The 14,568-nt window shown below is 64.2% G+C and carries 13 protein-coding genes; 9 read left to right on the forward strand and 4 right to left on the reverse strand.

Annotation, left to right across the window (positions count from 1 at the left end; genetic code table 11):
• Positions 1 to 68: 68 nt before the first annotated feature.
• Positions 69 to 320, reverse strand: coding sequence for a DUF3077 domain-containing protein (locus WM94_RS03140; RefSeq protein ID WP_043936290.1), 252 nt, complete (start codon positions 318 to 320; stop codon positions 69 to 71).
• A 143-nt stretch (positions 321 to 463) separates the two neighbouring features.
• Here WM94_RS03140 and WM94_RS30025 point away from each other — a divergent pair, with 143 nt between their 5' ends.
• The 8 genes from WM94_RS30025 to yccS all read left to right on the forward strand — a co-directional run bounded on the left by WM94_RS30025 (position 464) and on the right by yccS (position 12,235).
• Complete coding sequence (locus tag WM94_RS30025) at positions 464 to 865, forward strand: hypothetical protein (RefSeq protein ID WP_156485945.1); 402 nt, start codon at positions 464 to 466, stop codon at positions 863 to 865.
• A 59-nt stretch (positions 866 to 924) separates the two neighbouring features.
• On the forward strand, positions 925 to 2,727 hold the full coding sequence (locus WM94_RS03145; protein ID WP_061550420.1) for an acyl-CoA dehydrogenase: 1,803 nt from the start codon (positions 925 to 927) through the stop codon (positions 2,725 to 2,727).
• A gap of 32 nt (positions 2,728 to 2,759) precedes the next feature.
• Positions 2,760 to 4,202 (forward strand): TldD/PmbA family protein, encoded by a 1,443-nt coding sequence (locus tag WM94_RS03150; RefSeq protein WP_061550421.1) that lies wholly within the window; start codon positions 2,760 to 2,762, stop codon positions 4,200 to 4,202.
• Positions 4,202 to 5,521: a TldD/PmbA family protein gene (locus tag WM94_RS03155; RefSeq protein ID WP_061550422.1), complete on the forward strand. Its 1,320-nt coding sequence runs from the start codon at positions 4,202 to 4,204 to the stop codon at positions 5,519 to 5,521. The genes WM94_RS03150 and WM94_RS03155 overlap by 1 nt, the downstream gene beginning before the upstream one ends.
• 127 nt (positions 5,522 to 5,648) lie before the next feature.
• The gene (gene mdtD, locus WM94_RS03160) at positions 5,649 to 7,076 is read left to right on the forward strand and encodes a multidrug transporter subunit MdtD (protein WP_015272048.1); all 1,428 of its coding nucleotides are present in this window, start codon (positions 5,649 to 5,651) and stop codon (positions 7,074 to 7,076) included.
• Positions 7,077 to 7,188: 112 nt separating this feature from the next.
• Positions 7,189 to 8,526, forward strand: a complete 1,338-nt coding sequence (gene dbpA, locus WM94_RS03165) for an ATP-dependent RNA helicase DbpA (protein WP_233687397.1) — start codon at positions 7,189 to 7,191, stop codon at positions 8,524 to 8,526.
• A 122-nt stretch (positions 8,527 to 8,648) separates the two neighbouring features.
• A complete protein-coding gene (locus WM94_RS03170) occupies positions 8,649 to 9,830 on the forward strand; it encodes an NAD(P)/FAD-dependent oxidoreductase (protein ID WP_061550424.1) in 1,182 nt (393 codons plus the stop codon).
• 221 nt (positions 9,831 to 10,051) lie between these two features.
• Positions 10,052 to 12,235 carry a YccS family putative transporter gene (yccS, locus tag WM94_RS03175; protein ID WP_061550425.1) on the forward strand — a complete coding sequence of 728 codons (2,184 nt, stop codon included), beginning with the start codon at positions 10,052 to 10,054 and terminating at the stop codon, positions 12,233 to 12,235.
• 130 nt (positions 12,236 to 12,365) lie between these two features.
• On the opposite strand, the gene WM94_RS03180 is transcribed toward yccS, so the two are convergent.
• Positions 12,366 to 13,103 carry an ABC transporter substrate-binding protein gene (locus WM94_RS03180; protein ID WP_061550426.1) on the reverse strand — a complete coding sequence of 246 codons (738 nt, stop codon included), beginning with the start codon at positions 13,101 to 13,103 and terminating at the stop codon, positions 12,366 to 12,368.
• 155 nt (positions 13,104 to 13,258) lie between these two features.
• Here WM94_RS03180 and WM94_RS03185 point away from each other — a divergent pair, with 155 nt between their 5' ends.
• The gene (locus WM94_RS03185; RefSeq protein WP_039612472.1) at positions 13,259 to 13,711 is read left to right on the forward strand and encodes a GNAT family N-acetyltransferase; all 453 of its coding nucleotides are present in this window, start codon (positions 13,259 to 13,261) and stop codon (positions 13,709 to 13,711) included.
• 32 nt (positions 13,712 to 13,743) lie between these two features.
• Here the strand turns inward: WM94_RS03185 and WM94_RS03190 are convergent, their stop codons facing one another.
• Both WM94_RS03190 and WM94_RS03195 read right to left on the reverse strand, forming a co-directional pair.
• The gene (locus tag WM94_RS03190; RefSeq protein ID WP_013974495.1) at positions 13,744 to 14,040 is read right to left on the reverse strand and encodes a helix-turn-helix domain-containing protein; all 297 of its coding nucleotides are present in this window, start codon (positions 14,038 to 14,040) and stop codon (positions 13,744 to 13,746) included.
• Positions 14,041 to 14,052: 12 nt separating this feature from the next.
• Positions 14,053 to 14,553, reverse strand: a complete 501-nt coding sequence (locus tag WM94_RS03195) for a M48 family metallopeptidase (RefSeq protein WP_003259625.1) — start codon at positions 14,551 to 14,553, stop codon at positions 14,053 to 14,055.
• Positions 14,554 to 14,568: the final 15 nt, after the last annotated feature.

Genomic DNA, 14,568 nt, shown 5'->3' on the forward strand with positions numbered 1-14,568 from the left:
GGCTCTCCTTTTTTTTATGGGGGCTGGGGTTGGGCTGACAGGTGTTCATTCAATCGGAAGCCAAACCCTCACTGCTTCATCCCCAACTCAGCATCATCCATCAGTGCCTTGGCCATCGCACTCAGGTAATGGGCAGCCCAGATCATCATCGGCTTCTCATCCATCAGCCCGGTAATGGTCAATTCGCGGACATTACCCATCAACTCCGACGACTGCTCACGGGCGTCCCTGCACGGGATGCCAGGCTCGATGCGGCTTGGGTGTCTTCTGTTGTCATTGTTCAACCCCCTGATAATTCTCGAGTGCCTGGCCGGGCCTATTCGCGGGCGCGCCCGCTCCCACAGGATCACCACAAGCTTCATGACTTGCACCGTACCTGTGGGCATGCCCGCGAAAGGGCCGGCTCAGGCGACACATGATTAAGCCTCAGTGCGAAGTTCGCGACCTAGATTAGGCTCTTCGAGTGAATCTGCGTTCAGGGGTGGATCAGGAACTATCACCACCTGCTGTCAAACAAGAGGGTGGCAGCTGTGCATGGGTTGACAGACCGGTAGGAAAATCCAAAAAAACCGGCGCACACCGTTACCCGCGCTTTCGCCAGAGCCACAATAGGCACCAGCCTTTCCCAGCCTCCGAAGTCAGCATCAGCCCAATCCACACCGAGTTACTGATACTGGAAGCCAGCATCGGCAACAACAGGATTATGGATATCGACGGAACGATAAAAAAGATGCGAAAGGGGAGCGGGTTTACCCGCGAAAGGGCCCGAACAGGCAAAACAACAACTGCCCCCACCCCGCGTGATCTGTTCGACCAACCACCAGGCATCCCGGAGTTCTCAACCCATATCACCCAAACCTATTAACCTGTCCCCCACCCCACCACCCTCCTACACTCGCAGCATCCCGCCTCAGGACCGCGACCATGCCCGAGACCCTGCTCAGCCCCCGCAACCTCGCCTTCGAACTCTACGAAGTCCTCGACGCCGAGGCCCTGACCCAACGCCCGCGCTTCGCCGAGCACAGCCGCGAAACCTTCGATGCGGCGCTATCAACTGCCCGCACCATCGCCGAAAAGTTCTTCGCCCCGCACAACCGCAAGGCCGACGAAAACGAGCCGCGCTACGTGGATGGCCGCGCCGAACTGATCCCCGAAGTGAAACCCGCCGTCGACGCCTTTCTTGAAGCCGGCTTCCTCAACGCCAACCGCGACTTCGAAGTCGGCGGCATGCAGCTGCCGAGCCTGGTCTCGCAGGCCTGCTTCGCCCACTTCCAGGCGGCCAACGCCGGCACCACGGCCTACCCGTTCCTGACCATGGGCGCGGCCAACCTGATCGAGAGCTTCGGCAGCGATGAACAGAAACACCTGTTTCTGCAGCCGATGATCGAAGGCCGCTACTTCGGCACCATGGCCCTGACCGAACCCCACGCTGGCTCGTCGCTGGCCGATATCCGTACCCGCGCCGAACCTGCCGGTGACGGCAGCTACCGGCTCAAGGGCAACAAGATTTTCATCTCCGGCGGTGATCACGAGTTGTCGGAAAACATCGTGCACATGGTGCTGGCCAAGCTGCCGGATGCGCCGCCCGGCGTGAAGGGCATCTCGCTGTTCATCGTGCCCAAGTACCTGGTCAACGAAGATGGCAGCCGTGGCCCGCGCAACGATGTGCTGCTGGCCGGGTTGTTCCACAAGATGGGCTGGCGCGGTACCACCTCCACCGCGCTGAACTTCGGCGACAACGGCCAGTGCGTCGGCTACCTGGTCGGCCAGCCGCACCAGGGCCTGGCCTGCATGTTCCAGATGATGAACGAGGCACGCATCGGTGTCGGCATGGGCGCAGTGATGCTCGGTTACGCCGGCTACCTGTATTCGCTGGAATACGCCCGTCAGCGCCCGCAGGGTCGGTTGCCGGACAACAAAGACCCGCACAGCCCCGCGGTGCCGATCATCGAGCACAGCGATGTGAAACGCATGCTGCTGGCACAGAAGGCCTTCGTGGAGGGCGCCTTCGACCTGGGCCTGTATGCCGCGCGCCTGTTCGACGACACCCAGACTGCCAGCGACGACAACGCCCGCAAGCAGGCGCAGGAGCTGCTCGACCTGCTGACCCCGATCGTCAAATCCTGGCCCTCGACGTTCTGCCTGAAGGCCAATGAACTGGCGATCCAGATCCTCGGCGGCCACGGCTACACCCGCGAATACCCGGTTGAACAGTACTACCGCGACAACCGCCTGAACCCGATCCATGAAGGCACCGAGGGCATCCAGTCGCTCGACCTGCTGGGCCGCAAGCTGGCGCAGAACAATGGCGCCGGCCTCAAGCAGTTGATCCGGTCGATCGCCGCCACCGGCGAGCGCGCCAGCCACCATCCGAACCTCGACCCGCTGCGCCAGCCGCTGGAGCAACTGGTCAACCGCCTACAAGGTGTGACCCTGGCCTTGCTGGGTGACCTGGCCCAGGGCAAAGTCGCCGGAGCCCTGGCCAACTCGGCCCTGTACCTCAAGGCCTTCGGCCACTGCGTGATTGGCTGGCGCTGGCTGGAACAGGCGATCCATGCCGAACTCGGCCTGCTCAAGGGCAAACCCGCCGACCGGGACTTCTACCTCGGCAAGCTGCAGGCCGCGCGTTATTTCCTGACCTGGGAGGTACCTGGCTGCCATAATGAGCTGGCATTGCTCGAGGCGCGCGACGACACTTGCCTCGCCATGCAGGACGAGTGGTTCTAAGGGGGAGCCACCGTGTACACGGAGGCTTCCACATGTTCGATACCAGCGCCCTGCTGCGCCAGCGCTTTGCCGCGCTGCGCAGTACGGCCGAGCTGTTTTCCCTGCGCCATGTGAAACAGTCGCACCAGGCGCTGTCGGTTCGCCGCAACGTCGCGGAACCACCCTTCTTCAGCCAGGACGAGGGCGCCATGCTCACCGTGCGGGTGAATGGCGTGGAAGCCTATGCCGCCACCGCCGACCTGTCCCAGGCTGGCCTGCAGCGCGCGCTGGAGCAGGCCGAGGCGCTGGCCCGGCAGATCGCCCGGTACAACCTGCTGGACCTGCGCGAGCAACCGGTGACCAGCGCACGCCACGACCACATTTCGCCCAACTTCGACCAACCCGTGCCCAACCTTGCCGACTGCCTTGGCCTGCTCGCTGCCGAATCGGCCAGCGTGCCCAAGGACAGCCGCCTGGTGGACTGGCAGGCCAGCCTGGGCCTGAGCCTGGTCGAGCAGACCTACCTGAACTCGGCCGGCGCCGAGCTGCGCCACGCCCAGCGCTTCCTGTTCCCGGGCCTGGGCGTGACCGCCAGCGATGGCCAGGACAGCCAGAGCCGCAGCCTGGGCCGCGACAACTTTGGCCAACAGGGCGGCTTCGAGGTCATCGAGCGCTGCGGCCTGGTCGGCGCTGCCCGCCGGGTGGCCGACGAGGCGCTGCAGCTGCTGCAGGCACCGAATACCCCCAGCGGCCCGCGCGACCTGCTGTTGATGCCGGACCAGATGATGCTGCAGATTCACGAATCCATCGGCCACCCGCTGGAGATGGACCGCATTCTCGGCGACGAACGCAACTACGCAGGCACCAGCTTCGTCAAAGCCGATGACTTCGGCCACCTGCAGTACGGCTCCACGCTGCTCAACGTGACCTTCGACCCGACCATCGGCGAAGAGCTGGCCAGCTACAGCTTCGATGATGACGGCACCCAGGCCAGCAAGCAGTTCCTGATCCGCGATGGCCTGCTGCTGCGCCCGCTGGGTGGTGCGCTGTCGCAGTTCCGCTCCGGCCTCGACGGCGTGGCCAACAGCCGCGCCTGCGGCTGGAACCGTGCGCCGATCGACCGCATGGCCAACCTCAACATCGAGCCGGGCGACCAGAGCCTGGATCAGCTGGTGAAGGGCATCGAGCACGGCATCCTGATGCGCACCAACCGTTCCTGGTCCATTGATGATGCTCGCAACAAGTTCCAGTTCGGCTGTGAATGGGGCCAACTGATCGAAAACGGTGAGCTCAAGGGCATCGTCAAGAACCCCAACTACCGTGGCATCTCCGCGCAGTTCTGGCGCAACCTGGCGGCGGTCGGCGACAGCAGTACCTTCCAGGTGCTGGGCACGCCCAACTGCGGCAAGGGCGAACCCAATCAGGTGGTACGGGTGGGGCATGCCTCGCCGGCCTGCGTGTTCCGCCAGATCGACGTATTCGGAGGAGACGCCTGATGAAACACGCTTTCGAAACCCTGGTCGGGGATGTGCGCAAAGCCCTGCAGACGGGCGAACAGTTCACCCTCGGCTACAGCGCCGAACAGTCGCAATTCGTGCGTTTCAACCATGCCAAGGTGCGCCAGGCCGGCACCGTGAACCAGGCCGGCGCGCAACTGCGGCTGATCCGCGATGGCCGCCAGGCAGAGCAACAGGTGACCTTGAGTGGTGACACGCAACTGGATAGCCAGCGCCTGTTCACGGCCCTGGAGCAACTGCGCCAGACCTTGCCATTGCTGGCGGTCGATCCGTACCTGCGCCTGGACGAAAGCGCCTGGCACAGCCACAGCCAGCAGGAGCAGCCGCTGCCCGAACTGAGCGATGTGCTGACCTTGCTCGAGCGTGAAGCCGGCGACCTGGACCTTGTCGGCATCTACGCCGCCGGCCCCATCTGCCGGGGCTTCGCCAGCTCGTTCGGGGCCTTCGGCTGGCACCAGGCCAACAGCTTCAACTTCGACTGGAGCCTGTTCCACGAAAACGGCGAGGCGGTGAAGGCCAATTATGCCGGGCAAGTGTGGAGCGCCGACGACTTCACCGCACGCCTGCGCCAGGCGCGGGAACAGCTGGGTTTCCTTGGCCGCCCTGCCGTCACGCTGAAGCCTGGCAGCTACCGCGCCTACCTGGCCCCGGCGGCCATGGACGAAATAGCCGGCATGCTGTGCTGGGGCGGTTTTTCCGCACAGGCCCTGGCCACTGGCAACAGTGCCCTGCAGCGCCTGTACAACGGCGATGCGCGGCTGAGCCCGCTGGTGAGTTTCACCGAGCAGGTCAGCGGTTCGCTGAGCCCTGCGTTTTCCGATGAAGGCTCGCCGCGCCTGGATGTGCCGTTGATCCAGCAAGGCGAGGCCCGGCAGCGATTGATCAGTGCGCGCAGTGCGGCCGAGTTCGAGCTGCTGGCCAATGGCGCCGATAGTTACGAGTCGCCGTGTGCGCTGAGCCTGGCAGCAGGTAGCCTGCCGAGCGAGCAAATCCTGGAGCGGCTCGGTACCGGGCTGTACATCAGCAACCTGTGGTACCTGAACTATTCCGACCTGCCGGCGGCACGCATGACCGGGCTGACCCGCTTCGCCACCTTCTGGGTGGAGAACGGGCAGATCCAGGGCCCGGTGAGCACCATGCGCTTCGATGACAGCCTGTACAGCTTGCTCGGCAGCCAGCTGGAGGACCTGACAAGCGAGCGCGAGATGATCCTGTCGACCAGTACCTATGGACAGCGCAGTACCGGGTCGAGTCATTTGCCGGGGGCACTGGTCAAAGGCCTGACCCTGACATTGTGACTGGACTTACCGGCCCTTTCGCGGCTAAAGCCGCTCCCACAGGATCTCCACGGCCCTTGAATGTGGTGATATCCCTGTGGGAGCGGGTTCACCCGCGAAGAGGCCGGCACTGACAAACGAGGAAGTCATGCCCGAACGCACCCCGCTGGACCCTGTCACCGCCCGCTGGATCCCTTGGGTGGTGGCCATCGCCTTTTTCATGCAGTCCCTGGACGGCACCATCCTCAACACCGCACTGCCAGCCATGGCCCGGTCGCTGGCCGAAGACCCGCTGCGCATGCAGGGCGTGATCATCGCCTACATGCTCACCGTGGCCCTGCTGATCCCCGCCTCAGGCTGGATCGCCGACCGCTTCGGCACCAAGCGCATCTTCTTCAGCGCCATCCTGCTGTTCAGCTTCGGCTCGCTGCTGTGCGCCGCCGCCAACAGCCTCGGTTTCCTGATCTTTGCCCGTGTCGTGCAAGGGCTGGGCGGTGCGCTGATGCTGCCGGTCGGGCGGCTAGTGGTCCTACGTGCCTACCCGCGCACCGAGCTGGTGCGCATCATGAGCTTCATCACCATCCCCGGCCTGCTCGGGCCGCTACTGGGCCCTACGGTTGGCGGTTGGTTGGTGGAAATACTGAGCTGGCACTGGATCTTCCTGCTCAACCTGCCGGTCGGCCTGATCGGCTGCTACGCCGTTTGGAAGTTCATCCCCGACCTGCGCGGCGCCGAGCGCACCACGTTCGACGGCCCCGGGTTCCTGCTGTTTGGCGCAGCGATGGTATTGATCACCATCGCCATGGAAGGCCTGGGCGAACTGCACCTGCCGCACCTGCGGGTGATGTTGCTGCTGTTCGCCGGCATGGCCTGCCTGGCGGCCTACTGGCTGCGCGCCGGGCGCGACCCGGAGCCGTTGTTCTCACCCAGCCTGTTCCGCGTGCGCACCTTTGCCATCGGTATTCTCGGCAACCTGTTCGCCCGCCTGGGCAGCGGCGCGCTGCCGTTCCTTGTGCCGTTGCTGCTGCAAGTGGCGCTGGGCTACTCGCCGGCCCAGGCCGGCATGAGCATGATCCCGCTGGCGGCTGCGGCGATGCTGGCCAAGTCCATTGCCCGACCACTGATCGAACGCTTTGGCTACCGCATCATCCTCACCGGCAACACCCTGCTGCTGGGCCTGCTGCTGGCCAGCCTCGGGCTGGTCGACGAGCAGACGCCCTATGCCGTGCTGCTGATTCAGCTGGGCCTGCTCGGGGCAGTCAACTCGATGCAGTTCACCGCGATGAACACGGTGACCCTGATCGACCTCGACGACGCCAGCGCCAGCAGCGGCAACAGCCTGCTGTCGGTGGTCGCGCAGCTGGCCCTGAGCCTGGGCGTGGCATGTGCGGGGGCATTGCTCGGCGGCTTTACCGCAGCCGGAAACGCCGACGGTGTGGAAACCACCTTGGGTGCATTCCAGCTGACCTTCGTCACCATTGGCGTGATGGCCATGCTGGCGGCGGCGATCTTCCTGCAGCTGTCGCCGACGGACGGAAGGCGTGCCCGTCGTCCGGAACAACACATGGAGTCGTAGGGCGAATGGCCATGAGGCTGGTAGACTATGCGGCATTTTTCGCTTCGCACCGCAGGCCCGCCTCGTGACCACCGAATCCACCGCCTTTGCCACCTTGCCGCTGTCCACTGCCATGCTGGCCAACCTGGACGCCCTCGGCTATGCCTCGATGACACCGATCCAGGCCCAGAGCCTGCCGGTCATCCTCAAGGGGCAGGACCTGATCGCCCAGGCCAAGACCGGCAGCGGCAAGACCGCCGCCTTCGGCATCGGCCTGCTCAACCCGATCAACCCGCGCTACTTCGGTTGCCAGGCGCTGGTCCTGTGCCCTACCCGGGAGCTCGCTGACCAAGTGGCCAAGGAGCTGCGCCGCCTGGCCCGCGCCGAGGACAACATCAAGATCCTGACCCTGTGCGGCGGCGTTTCGCTGGGCCCGCAGATCGCTTCGCTGGAGCACGGCGCACACATCATCGTCGGCACCCCAGGGCGCATCCAGCAGCACCTGGACAAGGGCACCCTGGTGCTCGACGGGCTGAACACCCTGGTGCTGGACGAGGCCGACCGCATGCTCGACATGGGCTTCTTCGATGCCATCGCCAGCATCATCGGCAAGACCCCGTCGCGCCGCCAGACCCTGCTGTTCTCGGCCACCTACCCGGCCGGCATCAAGCAACTGGCCGCCGACTTCATGCGCAACCCGCAACAGGTCAAGGTCGAGAGCCTGCATGCCGACAATCAGATCGAGCAGCGCTTCATCGAGATCGACCCGCAACAGCGCCTCGAGGCGGTCACCCGCGTGCTCGGCCACTACCGCCCGCAGTCCTGCGTGGCGTTCTGCTTCACCAAGCAGCAGTGCGAGGATGTGGTCGCCCACCTGACCGCCAAGGGCATCGTTGCCCAGGCCCTGCATGGCGACCTGGAGCAGCGCGACCGCGACCAGGTGCTGACCATGTTCGCCAACCGCAGCAGTTCGGTGCTGGTGGCTACCGATGTGGCCGCCCGCGGCCTGGACATCGATGGCCTGGATATGGTCATCAACGTCGAACTGGCACGTGATGCGGAAATCCATGTGCACCGTGTCGGCCGCACCGGCCGTGCTGGCGAGAAAGGCATTGCGGTCAGCCTGGTGGCACCGGCCGAAGGCCACCGCGCCCAGGCCATCGAAGACCTGCAGAAGAGCCCGCTGCGCTGGGACCAGCTGGACAGCCTGAAGCACAAGGGCGGCGAGCCGCTGCTGCCGCTGATGAGCACCCTGTGCATCGCCGCCGGGCGCAAGGACAAGCTGCGCCCGGGTGACATCCTCGGGGCGCTGACCGGTGACGCCGGCATCCCCGGCAAGCAGGTGGGCAAAATTGCGATCTTCGATTTCCAGGCGTTCGTGGCCGTCGAACGGCCGCTCGCCAAGCAGGCGATGCAGCGCCTGAACAGCGGCAAGATCAAGGGGCGCTCCCTGAAAGTCCGCATTATCTAAAGCCATGCAAGGTCCCTGTGGGAGCGGGTTTACCCGCGAATGCGATAGTGGGCTCACTGCCGCCTTCGCGGGTGAACCCGCTCCCACAGGGTTCTGTGTTTCTTTCTTATAAGGTTTACACCGTGCACTCCACCGACGTGATCATCCTCGGCGCCGGCGCCGCCGGCCTGATGTGCGCACAGCTCAGCGCCCGCCGTGGCCGCCGGGTACTGGTGCTCGACCACGCCAACAAACCGGGCAAGAAGATCCTCATGTCCGGCGGCGGCCGCTGCAACTTCACGAACATGTATACCGAGCCAGGCAACTTCCTCTCGCAGAACGCACACTTCTGCAAATCGGCCCTGGCCCGCTACACCCAGTGGGACTTCATCGAGCTGGTGTGCAAGCACGGCGTGGCCTACCACGAGAAGAAGCTCGGCCAACTGTTCTGCGACAACAAGGCCAGCGACATCCTCGACATGCTGCTGGCCGAATGCGACGAGGCCGGCGCCGAGATCCGCATGCACACCAGCATCGAGCAGATCGAGAAGACCGAAAGCGGCTACCTGCTGCAGACCAGCGGCGGCCAGTTCGCCTGCCAGTCGCTGGTGATCGCCACCGGCGGCCTGTCGATCCCGACCCTGGGTGCCACCGGCTTCGGCTACCAGGTGGCCCGCCAGTTCGGCCACACCCTGCTGCCGACCCGCGCCGGGCTGGTGCCGTTCACCATCACCGAGCCCCAACTGAAAGCACTGTGCACCGAGCTTTCGGGCACCTCGCTGGATTGCACCGCCAGCTGCAACGGCACCAGCTTCCGCGAGAACCTGCTGTTTACCCACCGCGGCCTCAGCGGCCCGGCGATTTTGCAGATTTCCTCGTTCTGGGAAGCAGGCGACACGGTCGAGATCAACCTGCTGCCCGACCGTGATGCACTGACCTGGCTGCAACAGATGCAGGCCGAACGCGCCAATGCCGAGCTGAAGACCGTGCTGGGCGAGGTGTTTACCCGCAAGCTGGCCAACTTGCTGGCCGAGCAGTGGTTCGAGTCCCGGCCCATGAAGCAGTACACACCGGCGGAACTGGCACAGATCGCCGAGAAGCTGGCGAACTGGCAAGTGGTACCGGCCGGCACCGAGGGCTATCGCACTGCCGAAGTGACCCTGGGTGGCGTGGATACCCGCGAGGTGTCGTCCAAGACCATGGAATCGCTGAAGAGCCCTGGGTTGTATTTCATTGGTGAAGTGCTGGATGTGACTGGCCATTTGGGCGGTTTCAATTTCCAGTGGGCCTGGGCCTCCGCCAACGCCGCGGCGCAGTTCGTGTAGAGTAGAATCCATTCAGCAGCACGGAATGCTTCTTGCTGGCCCGTGCTGGGAGTGCCGAAATTCGCATGGGGCTGCCATGCAGCCCATTCACGGCACAAGGCCGCTCCTACAGGGGACGCGATCGACTGTAGGAGCGGCCTTGTGCCGCGAATGGGCCGCACAGCGGCCCCAATGACACGGCCTCGAACGGTATTTCTCTGATCACTGCCTAGCAGGCCATCATGTCATCGAGCTCGTTCCGTCAGTCACTGCGTCGCCTGTGGGGTCAAGACAAGTTCAGCTACAGCATCCGGGTCACCATCGCCCTAACCGGCAGCCTCGCCCTGTGCTGGTACCAGAACGAAATGGCCCTGCTGATTCCGCTGTTCCTCGGCATTATCGCCAGCGCCCTGGCCGAAACCGATGACAGCTGGCAGGGCCGCCTCAGCGCCCTGGCCGTCACCCTGGTGTGTTTTGCCATCGCCGCACTGGCGGTCGAACTGCTGTTCCCCTACCCGTGGGTATTCGTCATTGCCTTGGCCTTGGCGGCCTTTTGCCTGACGATGCTCGGTGCCCTGGGCGAACGCTATGGCGCCATCGCTTCAGCGACCCTGATCACAGCGGTGTACACCATGATCGGCGTGGACCAGCGCGGCGGCCAAGTCACCGATTTCTGGCACGAACCGCTACTGCTGGTGGCGGGCGCAGCCTGGTATGGGCTGCTGTCGGTGCTGTGGCAGGCGCTGTTTTCCAACCAGCCGGTGCAGCAGAGCCTGGCCAAGCTGTTTTTCGAGCTGGGCAGCTACCTCAAGCTCAAGGCCAGCCTGTTCGAACCCGTCCGCACCCTAGACGTCGAAGCCCGGCGCCTGGAGCTGGCCCAGCAGAACGGCAAGGTGGTGGCGGCGCTCAACGCGGCCAAGGAAATCATCCTGCACCGGGTGGGCAACAGCCAGCCGAACTCCAAGGTCAGCCGCTACCTCAAGCTGTACTTCCTGGCCCAGGACATCCATGAACGGGTCAGTGCTTCGCATTATCCCTACAACGCCCTGACCGAGGCTTTTTTCCACAGCGACGTGATGTTCCGCTGCCAGCGCCTGCTGCGCAAGCAGGGCTCGTCCTGCCAGGAGCTGGCCCGCTCTATCCGCCTGCGCCAGCCGTTCGTGCTGGCCAGCGGTTACCCCGAAGCCCTCGAAGACCTCAACGCCTCGCTGGAACACCTGCGCACGCAGAACAACCCGGCCTGGCGTGGCCTGCTTCGCTCGCTGCGGGCGCTGGCGGCCAACCTGGCGACGCTCGACCGCCTGCTCAGCGCCGCCAGCAACCCGGACAGCCTGGCCGACACCAGCGATAGCAGCCTGCTCGACCGCTCTCCACGCTCGCTGAAGGACGTGTGGACCCGCCTGCGCACCCAATTGACGCCGACCTCGCTGCTGTTCCGCCATGCCCTGCGCCTACCCCTGGCGTTATCGATCGGCTATGGCATGGTGCACCTGATCCACCCCACCCAGGGCTACTGGATCATCCTCACCACGCTGTTCGTGTGCCAGCCCAACTACGGTGCGACCCGACGCAAGCTGGTGCAGCGGATAGCCGGCACCGCCGTCGGCCTGACAGTGGGCTGGGCATTGTTCGACCTGTTCCCCAACCCGGTCATCCAGTCGTTGTTCGCCGTAGTCGCCGGGGTGGTGTTCTTCGTCAACCGCACCACCCGCTACACCTTGGCCACGGCCGCAATCACCCTGATGGTGCTGTTCTGCTTCAACCAGATCGGCGATGGCTATGGCCTGTTCCTGCCGCGCCTGTTCGATACCCTGGTCGGCAGCCTGATCGCCATCCTCGCGGTGTTCCTGTTCCTCCCCGACTGGCAGGGGCGGCGGCTGAACAAAGCGCTGGCCAATACGCTGGCCTGCGCCAGCGTGTACCTGCGGCAGATCATGCAGCAGTATGCCCATGGCAAGCGCGATGATTTGGCATACCGCCTGGCCCGGCGCAACGCCCACAACGCCGACGCGGCGCTGTCCACCACCCTGGCCAACATGCTGATGGAGCCGGGGCATTTCCGGAAGGAGGCCGACGTCGGCTTCCGCTTCCTGGTGCTGTCGCATACCTTGCTCAGCTACCTCTCGGGGCTGGGCGCGCACCGCGACACGGCCCTGCCGGCGGAGGTGCAGGAGCAATTGATCGAAGGTGCCGGGCAAAGCCTGGCCAGCAGCCTGGACGAGATTGCCAACGGCCTGGCCGCGCGGCTACCAGTGGCGATTCACAGTGATGCCGAAGAGGCGCTGGCCAATGCCCTGGAGCAGATGCCGGAAGAGCTGGACGAGCACCAGCGGCTGGTGCAGACGCAGTTGGCGTTGATCTGCCGGCAGTTGGGGCCGCTGCGGACCTTGGCAGCGCATTTGATCAAGGAAGGTGCACCGGCCTGAGTTGTATATCGCCTGTGCGGGCCTCTTCGCGGGTAAACCCGCTCCCACAGGAACATCACAAATCTCAAGTCCTGTGAGATACCTGTGGGAGCGGGTTTACCCGCGAAGAGGCCGGCACAGGCGATATAGATCAGAAGCCATGCTGGCGCATGAGCCGCGCATAGCTGCCATCCGCCTTCATCGCCGCAATCGCCTGCTCGAACCGCTCGACGATCCGCGCATGCTCCGGGTTTTTCAGGCTGATCAGGATATGCAGGGTATTCTCTCCCAACGGCGGCTCCACCAGCATCACCCCATCGCGTACCTCCGGCAGCTCGCGCTGCAAGTTGTAACGAGCCACGTACTCGTCTTCCACCGCCAGGTCCACCCGCCCCGCCGCCAGCATGCGTACCGCAGAGGGAAAGTTGCGCACCGCCACCTTGTGCAGGCGAGTGTCGCGGTCGAACGCGGGGGAATAGGCGTAATCACGCACCACAGCGATGCTGTAGGGGTACAAATCTGACTGGCGCTTGTAGCGAAACGCCTCGCCCTTGCGTTGCAACAGGCGAATGCGGTTGACCAGGTAGGCTTCGGAAAACTGCCCGATGCTGGCGCGCGAGTCGTTGTACCAGGCGTTGATCAGTACGTCGTAACGCCCCTCGCTCACCCCCAGCAGAGCCCGCGCCCAAGGAGCCTCTTCGACCCCACTGGTGTAGCCAGCCCGGGCCAGCGCCGTGGTGACGATGCTGGTCGCCAGGCCACCGCCCGGCATGCTGGCATCGGTGAACGGCGGCCAATTGTCGGCCACCAGCCGCAGCTTTTCGCGCCCCAGGGCGGGTGTTGCAAGCATCATTGCCAGCAATCCCAACACACAAAACAGTGGCCGCATGCTCACGTCCTTTCGCAATGGAGGGCACACACTGCCGATGAGATTACACAAAGGCGTCGCCGAGGGCAGCGGCCAATAGTGTCATTTAGCCTCTATTTTGGCCGTGGCACGTGCATCATGCGATGATCGACGGTCCACTCAAGGAGTTCGCACCAATGTCCATCGACTGGCTTTGCAAGCACCACACCGATCTCAGCAAGGACCAGCTCTACGCCATTCTGCAGTTACGCACGGAAGTGTTCGTGGTCGAGCAACGCTGCGCCTACCAGGAAGTCGATGGCCAAGACCTGACCGGCGATACCCTGCACCTGATGGGCTGGCAGGATGACAAGCTGGTGGCCTACCTGCGCCTGCTCGACCCGCAATCCCAAGGAGGGGATGTGGTGATCGGGCGGGTAGTGACTGCACCTGCGGCGCGCGAGCTGAAGCTGGGGCATACCTTGCTGCTCAAGGGGTTGGAGGCAGCGGAGCATTGCTGGCCGGGGGTGCCGGTTTATCTGTCGGCGCAGGCGCATTTGCAGGCGTTCTATGCCCGGCATGGGTTCGCTGTGGTGGGCGAGGAATATCTTGAGGACGACATTCCGCATATCGGGATGCGCAAGGGATGAGATCGCCGGGCTGCAAAGCAGCCCGCAGTGGATCAGGGATACCCCAGCACTTCGCGAACCTGCCGCAGGTGCTGGATGATCCACTGTTTGTCGATCGCCCCCCAGTCATGAATGCGGTAATGCCCGGCGTGGTTGCGCGCGCCTTCCTGCTGTTCGAACTCGCAGACGATATCCAGGTCGGCTAGTGCCGCAATGGTGTCCTGGGCGGTGCGCCGGGGCATGCCGGTGGCTTCCATCAGGGCCGGAACGCTGGTCGCGGTCTGGCTGTCGATCAGCCAGGCCACGTACAGGCGGCGGTAGAAGCTGCTCTTGGTCTTGCTCACTTCCATGCTGCGTGGTCCTTAACAGTTGCCCGGCAGCTCCCGATAGGTCAGGTAGACGCGCAGGTCGAATTCCAGTTGGTGGTAGTCCGGCTCCATGTGCTGGCAGAGCTGGTAGAACGCCTTGTTGTGGTCGCGCTCGCGCAGGTGTGCCAGTTCGTGCACCACGATCATGCGCAAGAACTGCGGCGCGGCCTCCTTGAACAGCGAGGCAATGCGGATTTCCTTCTTCGCCTTGAGCTTGCCGCCCTGCACCCTTGATATCGCCGTATTCAGGCCCAGGGCCCGATGGGTCAGGTCAAGACGATTGTCGAACAGCACCTTGTCCAGGTTCGGCGCGCTGCGCAGGTATTGCTGGCGCAAATCCTGGGCATAGCCGTACAACGCCTTGTCGTTCTGCACGTCATGGCGGTCGGGGTAGCGTCGCTGCAGGTACTCGCCGAGACGGTCGCTGTCGATCATCTGCCGCACCTGCTGCTGCAGGTGCGGTGGGTAGGCTTGCAAGTATCGTAATACGGTCATGGGGCTGCATTCGGT

Origin of the sequence: Pseudomonas sp. ABFPK (assembly GCF_001586765.1) — a bacterium.
In the GTDB taxonomy this organism is placed as follows: Bacteria; Pseudomonadota; Gammaproteobacteria; order Pseudomonadales; family Pseudomonadaceae; genus Aquipseudomonas; species Aquipseudomonas asiatica.

Bases quoted from the DNA above. Each gene is read 5' to 3' on its own strand.
- WM94_RS03145 (WP_061550420.1), top strand. From the start codon at position 925: ATGCCCGAGACCCTGCTCAGCCCCCGCAACCTCGCCTTCGAACTCTAC.
- WM94_RS03150 (WP_061550421.1), top strand. From the start codon at position 2,760: ATGTTCGATACCAGCGCCCTGCTGCGCCAGCGCTTTGCCGCGCTGCGC.
- WM94_RS03155 (WP_061550422.1), top strand. From the start codon at position 4,202: ATGAAACACGCTTTCGAAACCCTGGTCGGGGATGTGCGCAAAGCCCTG.
- mdtD (WP_015272048.1), top strand. From the start codon at position 5,649: ATGCCCGAACGCACCCCGCTGGACCCTGTCACCGCCCGCTGGATCCCT.
- dbpA (WP_233687397.1), top strand. From the start codon at position 7,189: ATGCTGGCCAACCTGGACGCCCTCGGCTATGCCTCGATGACACCGATC.
- yccS (WP_061550425.1), top strand. From the start codon at position 10,052: ATGTCATCGAGCTCGTTCCGTCAGTCACTGCGTCGCCTGTGGGGTCAA.
- WM94_RS03180 (WP_061550426.1), bottom strand. From the start codon at position 13,103: ATGCGGCCACTGTTTTGTGTGTTGGGATTGCTGGCAATGATGCTTGCA.
- WM94_RS03185 (WP_039612472.1), top strand. From the start codon at position 13,259: ATGTCCATCGACTGGCTTTGCAAGCACCACACCGATCTCAGCAAGGAC.
- WM94_RS03190 (WP_013974495.1), bottom strand. From the start codon at position 14,040: ATGGAAGTGAGCAAGACCAAGAGCAGCTTCTACCGCCGCCTGTACGTG.
- WM94_RS03195 (WP_003259625.1), bottom strand. From the start codon at position 14,553: ATGACCGTATTACGATACTTGCAAGCCTACCCACCGCACCTGCAGCAG.